This window comes from Calditrichota bacterium (assembly GCA_013151735.1).
Classification (GTDB): Bacteria; Zhuqueibacterota; JdFR-76; order JdFR-76; family BMS3Abin05; genus BMS3Abin05.
On sequence record JAADHR010000166.1, the window covers coordinates 1 to 8,370 of the forward strand.

An 8,370-nucleotide genomic window follows, 5' to 3' on the forward strand; every position below is an offset into this window, starting at 1 on the left:
GCGTATTTACATTCCATTTCATGGTAAATACCCAATGTATTTTTGGCAATTATTTCCGAATTCGCGATCTCCTGAGTCCCTATTCCACATTCCAGAATTCCACCAGTTCTTCCGGCACATTCGCCAAAAAGTCGGCTTCCTGGTCGTCGTAAATGAGCTCATCGGAAAAAGCCGGGGTAAACATCTGCCGGCAGATGATTAATTCCCGCCGCGGGCGCGTAATGGCCACATAAAATACGCGGCGTTCCTCATCGAGATTCCCTTCCATCACGGCCCAGCGGGAAGGAAAGTCTCCCGGGTTCACCGACAAGACAAACACCACATCCCATTCCAGGCCTTTTGCCTGGTGTACGGTTGTGAGCACCAGTTTTTTTTCTTCAGAGGGGGCCGCCTCCCGGTCCAGATCATCCTCCGCCAGCAAAATGTCGGCCAGAAATTGCTGACAGGTGGCATATCGATTGGCAATTTCCGCCAATCGTTCCAGATCCCGCTGACGTTCCCGATAATTGGCAAAATGGGTTTCCAGATAGTCTTTGTAAAATTCTCTTAAGATCCGTTGAATCATCGCCCCGGGTGATTTTTCCAGTCGAAGTTTCCGAATCAAGCCCTTGAATCCTTCAAAGCCCTCCGCTTGCTTCGACGCAATCAACTGGTCCAATTCCACAAAAGGATCGCGCTCGCCTTCAAGGGCCTGCAAAATACGGCTGGAAATGCGGCCGGCCGTCGCCTTCCCGATCCCTTCAAAAAGCATGAGCGCCCGATCCCAGGCAATTTGATCGCGCGGATTGGTTAGAAGCCGCAAAAAGGAAAGCACATCTTTTACGTGGGCGCTTTCCGTGAATTTGACGCCGGAATAAATCTCAAAGGGGATACCGGCATGGGTCAGTTCAATTTGCACCTCTAACGAATGGGAGTGAGACCGGTACAAAATGCCCATTTCATTCAAAGGGACGTCCGCGGCGATGAATTCCCGTACCCGCTGGGTGACAAATTTTGCCTGCTGGTCCCGATCCAGTGTAATGGCAATAATCGGTTTGGGGCCATCCCCTTTAACCGCGCGCAGTTCCTTCTGAAAAACGTTATTGGGAATCATTTCATTGATAAACGCCACAATCTGGCGGGTGCTTCGGTAATTATTTTGAATCTTGAAAACCCGGCAATCCGGATGCCGGGCAAAATCCAAGATATTTTGATAACGGGCCCCCCGAAACGAATAAATGCTTTGCGCATCATCCCCAACCACCATTAAATTCCCGTGGACGGCTGCCCATTTTTCTGCCAACTGGGCCTGAATGAGGCTGGTGTCCTGAAACTCGTCTACCAAAACCCACCGAAATTGGTCGGAAATCTTTTGAGCGATAACAGGATTCTCTTCAAGCAGGCGCATGACGTAAATTTGAAGATCATCGTAATCCAGAGCATTTAATTGGGCTTTTCGTCGCAGGTAATCCCGGTAAATGGCCTCCAGATGATCGAGGGACGGAACAAACCGGGGGTGCAGCTCAAGAACCGCTTCCCGCAGACTGATCAGCACATTTCCCATGTACGCGTAAAGGTCTGCAAGAGCTCTCGGGGCCAACACCTTGGGCTGTTTCTCTTTGGCGAAGTTTCGGGTTAAATATTCTCGGCGGGAAATCTTCAAGAGCGAAATGGAGTCGTCCCGATCGAGAATGGTAAAATTCGGTGCCACCCCCACATGCGAGCCGTAACGCCGCAGAAGACGGTTACACACATGATGAAACGTGCCTGCCAGCATGTCGGAAAGATCCCGGCGAACCAACGCCTGTGATCGGTGAATCATTTCGCGGGCCGCCCGCCGCGTAAACGTGACCAGCAGAATGTCCGTTGGCAGCATCCCGCTTTGAATCAAATGGGCCACTTTGTACGTAATGACGTGAGTTTTGCCGGAACCCGGACCGGCAATGACCAGACTCCTCCCCTGCGATTTGAGGACGGCCTCCCGCTGGTCGTCATCCAACCGGTCATAAAAAGAAGCGAGGGGCTTTCCCCGCTCTTTCAGGCGGTATGTTTTTCGGGCAACATTTTCAGTTTCCGGACTAAACACGAATCTGTTCCATTTTTACCGCCCCATCAATTTGTGGCGTCTTCGGCACGCCCGTTTCAAACCACATCCTCTTCACTGCCGCCGGTTCCGCCCTTTTTCATCTCGTAGGCTTCCCGCTCCGCTTCGTCAATCATCTGATCCAGTTCTTCTTTGTCCATTTCCTCGCCCAGTTCGCTTCCCATTTTTTTCATAAATTTTGCGATGGATTTCGGATCGTTTTCATCCAGGCCGCTCCAGGCACTCGGATCGGACAATTTTTCAAGCCGGTCCTCCTCCGACTGAAGGGTTGCAAATCGGGAAATTACCCGCTCCATTCGGCTGCTGCCGCACCAGCGACATTTCAATTCCCGCTTTTCATCCCGCTTTAAGAACAGGAAGTTGGTGCGCTTCCCGCAATCCAAACACCGGTATTCGTAAATTGGCATAACCCCTCACCTCTCTATTCTTTAACGCGTATAATTCAGAGATTTTTTGCCATAAAAATCCTACGTGGTTTATTTTGTAAATTCAGTTACCTATTTTTTAACCGTATAGAGAAGCCGCTCCCTGAGCGGAGTCGAAGGGAGCCTGGAATACTATCTTCCCCCGGTCGTTTCGACTCCGCTCAACGACCGTGCGTTCTCCAACCCCCAGGATTAGACGTAAAGACTATGACAACTAAAGCAAGTAGTTAATTGAAACATTGTTCAGTCTGCACGAATTTCCAGAAGCAAGGCATTCTTATCGATAGCCTCGCCCTGTTTCACCCCAATTGATTGGATCACCCCTGCAACCGGCGCCTTGATTTCATTCTCCATTTTCATGGCCTCAATGACCATGAGCCCCTGCCCTTTTTCAACAGAGGTCCCTTTTTCTACCGAAATCCGAACCACAAGCCCCGGCATGGGAGCATGGATCGGAACAACTCCTTCCGCTTTTGCATCGCTGTGTGTCAATTGTTTGAGAAGCCGTTTCCTTTCATCCTCGACTTTTGCCAGGTAGGACGCCCCTTCAATTCCGATTTGAAATGTTCCATTTTGCGGCTGGACCCAAACCTCGTAGCTTTGACCGTCCAAAAGAAGGGAATAAACCGACGAGTCACCAATCTTCTTAAAATCGACCGGGATGGGCTGGTTTTCCAAAATCAGCGTTGGACGGTCATGGTTGCCGTTTAGATCGAATTCATATTCCTTATCTTCAATAGTCACAAAATATTTCATGTTCACCTCATGTTCTGCGTACGACCCGCCACTTTCCAGGGACTTTCACAGGGACGGTGATTTTGAGAAACAGACACCTTTGACGGCACTTTCTCCTGAGAGACCAGTAAGGCGGCAATTGCTGCAATCTTCGAATGGTCCGCCGATTCGAATTTTCCCTCCCGGAATTCCTTTTCCACAAACCCCGTATCAAAATTTCCATCCTGAAATTTTTTATTTTGCATGACCATAACGCCAAAGGGGATCGTTGTCTGAATGCCGTAGATTCGATATTCTTTTAGCGCACGAACCATTCGGGCAATGGCTTCGTTTCGATCTTTTCCCCAGACAATGAGTTTGGAGAGAATCGGATCGTAAAAAAGGGATACTTCAACTCCCTCGTAAACGCCGCTGTCCTCTCGAATCCCCGGACCGCTGGGTGGACGAAGAAATTGAATTTTCCCCGCCGACGGCATAAAGTTGTTGGCCGGATCTTCGGCGTAAATCCGCACCTCGATGGCGTGTCCGTGCTGCCGGATTTCTTCCTGCGAGTAGCTCAAAGGAATTCCGGAAGCGATTTTTAACTGCTCTTTCACCAGATCGATTCCCGTTGTTTCTTCGGTTACCGGGTGCTCTACCTGGAGGCGCGTGTTCATTTCTAAAAAATAGTAATTGAGGTGTTTGTCCACCAAGAATTCAATGGTACCGGCATTCTGGTAACCGCAGGCCTGTGCGGCTTTAACGGCCGCCTCCCCCATTTTCGCACGCATTTCGGGGGTTAGCAGCACGGAAGGCGATTCTTCCACCACTTTTTGATGCCTTCGTTGAATGGAACATTCCCGCTCGCCCAGATGAATGACGTGTCCGAACTTGTCGGCCAGAATTTGAAACTCAATGTGCCGGGGATTTTCCAGATATTTTTCGATGTACACCCGGTCATCGCCAAATGCGGACCGGGCCTCGGATTGGGCTGTACGGAGCGCCGAATCGAAATCCTCTTTCCGGGATACGACCCGCATGCCTTTCCCGCCGCCTCCTGCAGCTGCTTTCAGCAGAACAGGGAATCCAATCTCTTCGGCCTTGGCCAACGCATCCGATTCATTTGAGATGGGCTCAAGCGTGCCGGGCACCGTGGGAACACCCGCCGCCTTCATTCGCTGGCGGGCCATGGTTTTGTCGCCCATCAGACGAATTGCCTCGGGCGGAGGGCCAATCCAGATCAACCCGGCTTTTTCCACGGCTTCGGCAAAATCCGCGTTCTCCGCCAGAAATCCGTACCCGGGGTGAACGGCATCGGCGCCCGCTTTTTTGGCCGTTGCAATCAGGCGGTCTCCGACCAGATAACTTTCGGTGGATGGTGCTTTTCCAACGGGGTAGGCCTCATCCGCCATTCGTGCGTGCAGACTCAGTCGATCTGCCTCCGAAAAAACAGCCACCGTTCGGATCCCCATTTCCCGGCACGCACGAATCACACGCACCGCAATTTCACCCCTGTTGGCAATTAAAACCTTGCGAATCACAGCATCTCCTTTTTTCGGTTCAACAAACGGGCCACTGCATTCATTGCCCCGCTTGTTCACATTCCGGAAAAACCATTTACAGGTCGCTTTCTTCCTCGAATGACGCCAGGGCATCCTCTACCGAAGAGAAGATTTCCAGAACGCGCCCCAATTGGGCAATGTCGATCAATTTTTGCACCTTTGGCTGAGGATTCACCAATTTGATTTGCCCCCCGTAGTTTTTTGAATTCCGTAATCCAAACAAAATAGCCCCCAAACCGGTACTGTCCAGAGAAGAAACATCTTTCAAATCCAGAACAACCTTCGGGGATTCCTCAACAAAAATGCGGAGAAATTCCTTTTTCAAATCGGACGCATTTGAGGCATCCAATTTGGGTTGATCGGGAGTGCACACCGTCACCTTTCCTATTCGCCGTGTTTTTAATTCCATGAGTTTGTCCTCATTTTACCATGATGGTTACAAATCGATTGTTTCCAAAATATTTCCGGGCCATCTGCTTCACATCGGCCGGACGAACCTGTTTCATCCGATCAAAAAGGTGCGTCCAGACCCGATAGTCCCCAAAGGCAAATTGACTGAGTCCTAAAAAATAGGCCTGATTTTCCCGGGGCAATTGCCGCATCACATAACGTCCGATAAGCATGTGAACGGCCTTTTGAACCTCTTTGTCCGTTAACTTCTGCCCGGGAAAATCGCGGATTTCTTTTAGCAGAGCCTTTTCCGCCTCAACGGCATTCTGCGGACGTGTTCCCATCGACGCCGCAAAATAGGGTAGTTTGTCTGCAATAACCGACGAACCAATGGAATACGCCCAACCCTTTTGTTCCCGCAGATGGAATGCGATTTGAGAGGAAAGGATGGCATTCGTCACCATCAGCGCCGGATAGTCGGCCGGATCAAACTGATTCAACGGTTTGCCCACAAGAATGTAGGACTGCCCCTTGCCGAGATTTTTTTCGATTCGGACAGGCCGTGTCAGGCGATTCAGTTTGGCCGAAACCACAGGCGCCTGCCTCCCGGTGGTCCATTTCCCGAAATTCTTTTTGACGATCGCCATCATTTGGTCCGCCGGGCGATTGGTCACAATCGTTAAAATCAAATTCCCCGGAGAAAAATAGGTTTTGTAGTAGGTCTCTAAATCCTTCAGTGTAATGGACCTGATTTCATTCGGCCGCCCCAACACCGGCCGAACCAAAAGAGAATCGGCAAAAATCCGTTCGGCAAAAAGCTTTCCCGCAAGAGAACGGGCGGAATGTCCCTGTCGCCCAGCCCGGTTGGCCAGCTCGGCCTTTACACTTTCCAGAGCCTTTTCTGTGAATTTCGGTTTTTCAATTAATTCCGCAAGGATCTTGAAGGAGGGAATCTCAAAATCCTCCAGACATTCCATCCGAATGTAGGAGTAAAACCGGGACAAATAATAATTATCGTAGGGAATGTAGGGATTGTCGTGTACCTTCAAACGGGTGCCCATGGCCTCCAGGGTATCCTGCAGGGCTTGTTCGGTAAAATGCCGTGTCCCTTTCAGCAGCATATAATGCAGAACTTCCGTAATACCGTTTTTTCCTACCGGTTCCATCAAGAGACGGTTTTTGGCCAGAACATGAAATCCCGTCACCTGTGAGCCTGTACTTTGCTTGACGATGACGGTGAGTCCGTTAGAAAAAACATCCTTCTTGTAGGCTACGAGGGAGGTATTTTGTTGAGATTCTCTTGCCGGAGCTTCCGGTTTCATAAGCGTCACAACCGGCCGGACATTCGCCAGGTACGTTTGTGCCGCCTTTTGGATCGCCAGCGGTGTCACCTTCAGAATAGCGGTATTGTAGGATTTTAAAAAATCATATCCCCCCAGATAAAGAGACGTGGCTTTCATCATTCCGAAATAATGGGGCCGCTCAAACAGGTACGTATTTTCCGCCCGAATGGACGTGATGATGTGGCGCAATTTGAGGGGAGAAATCGGCTGTTCCCGAAGCTGTCGAAATACATTTTCCGTTTCCTTTACGAATGCTTTGGCCGACATGCCCGGTGCCAGAGTAGCATCGATTTTTAGGAGTGAGACATCCGGATGAACCACGTAATCCGAGTACACCTGAAAAACCTTTGGAGGGGCGGTTTCCTGAAAGGTTTGAGCAAGTTTTTCGTTTAAAATCGAATTTAAGATTTCAAAGGCATAATAATCTGCATCGGAGTATTTTGGAGCCGGAATGGCCATCGAAAGAAGGGGATGCCGGGTCGCTCCATGCGTGACAAAAATATCATGGCTGCGAACCGGACGCACCCGAATAGGCGTGGCAGGAGGCACATCTCCGGGAGGATACGGGCCAAAGTATTTTTCCACGACTTTCTTCATTTTTGCGGTTTCAAAATCGCCAATAATCACGGCAACCATATTATTGGGAACATAATGGGCTTTGTAATAGGCAAACACCTCATCGCGCGTGGTGTGAGCCAGCGACTCATACGATCCCAAAACCGGATAGGCGTACATGCTTCCCTTAAAATAAACATAGTTGAAGAATTCTTCCGCTGTGTAGCTGGGCTGGGTACGATCCTTCGCAATTTCCTCCAGCACGATTTTTCGCTCTTTTTTGAATTTTTCAGGAAGAAGCGTAGAGTTGAACAGCATGTCTGCCTGAATGTCCAGGGCGGTCTCGAATTGGTCTTTTGGCGCCAAAACCATAAAATCCGTGTAATCCCAGTCGGTATGCGCATTGTTGTAACCACCGATAAAATCCATTTCATCGTAGAGTTGTTTCTGCGTGCGGGTTTTGGTTCCGTTGAAGAGCAGGTGTTCCAGATAATGCGACGCGCCGTTAATAGCCGGGGTTTCATTCCGAACACCCGTTTTTACGATGACAACCGAGGCCACAACCGGATTGGAGTGGTTTTCCACGTAAATCACTTCCATTCCGTTTTCCAGCACGGAAAATTCAACCGGATTGGGGGAGGCTGCTTCGGCGGACATTCCGCTGATCAACCCGAGGAACAGACATCCCAAAAGCCGAAGGGAGTTAAGTTTGAAGGTAAAACGGGTCATATTTATTCCTTTCATTTAACTTGCATTATTCATAAATTCTGGCCACAAAGACTCTAAGTCACAAAGATCAAGACAACTATTTGTTTGAAACCTCTACGGTTGCGAGTTTTATTTAACAGCTTGTTTTATAATGAAAAATAATAAATCTAAAAAAATTAATTTGGATATTCTGACAATCTATTTTTTAGCACCTAAGCAAAATTCCCCTCTAAAAAGAGGGGTGATCCGTCGGCCAGCCGGCGGACGGATCGGGGTGTGTTACCTATTTGTTGGATAAGTTTAATAATAACACACCCCTAAATCCCCTCTTGATAGAGGGGACTTCCCTAATACTTGCGTTACGTCGGTCTCAATAAAAACTTACAAAAGCATGTCCGCTGCCCGCCAAACTTTCTCTTTCTTGTTTTCAGGGATTTTGCGCATGTTTTTTCGTATCCATTCGTGCAAATTCGTGGGGAACAAAAAGAGCTCACAAATTACACACCCCTAAATCCCCTCTTGATAGAGGGGACTTCCCTCGTCGCTAAGTTTAACCATTTCCGGTTAACGTGGGTGCAACGGGTTAACGT

Annotated in this window: 6 protein-coding genes; all 6 read right to left on the reverse strand. The window is 49.2% G+C overall.

From position 1 onward, the window contains the following. Positions 1–79: 79 nt before the first annotated feature. Positions 80–2,065 carry an ATP-dependent helicase gene (locus tag GXO76_11730; GenBank protein NOY78528.1) on the reverse strand — a complete coding sequence of 662 codons (1,986 nt, stop codon included), beginning with the start codon at positions 2,063–2,065 and terminating at the stop codon, positions 80–82. Positions 2,066–2,121: 56 nt separating this feature from the next. Further along, positions 2,122–2,490, reverse strand: coding sequence for a zinc ribbon domain-containing protein (locus GXO76_11735; protein NOY78529.1), 369 nt, complete (start codon positions 2,488–2,490; stop codon positions 2,122–2,124). Between the two features lie 261 nt (positions 2,491–2,751). Then, positions 2,752–3,264, reverse strand: coding sequence for a biotin/lipoyl-binding protein (locus tag GXO76_11740; GenBank protein ID NOY78530.1), 513 nt, complete (start codon positions 3,262–3,264; stop codon positions 2,752–2,754). 2 nt (positions 3,265–3,266) lie between these two features. Then, positions 3,267–4,877, reverse strand: a complete 1,611-nt coding sequence (gene accC, locus GXO76_11745) for an acetyl-CoA carboxylase biotin carboxylase subunit (GenBank protein ID NOY78531.1) — start codon at positions 4,875–4,877, stop codon at positions 3,267–3,269. Beyond that, a complete protein-coding gene (locus GXO76_11750) occupies positions 4,840–5,193 on the reverse strand; it encodes an STAS domain-containing protein (protein NOY78532.1) in 354 nt (117 codons plus the stop codon). The genes accC and GXO76_11750 overlap by 38 nt, the downstream gene beginning before the upstream one ends. A 10-nt stretch (positions 5,194–5,203) precedes the next feature. After that, positions 5,204–7,816 (reverse strand): insulinase family protein, encoded by a 2,613-nt coding sequence (locus tag GXO76_11755; protein ID NOY78533.1) that lies wholly within the window; start codon positions 7,814–7,816, stop codon positions 5,204–5,206. Between the last annotated feature and the right edge of the window lie 554 nt (positions 7,817–8,370).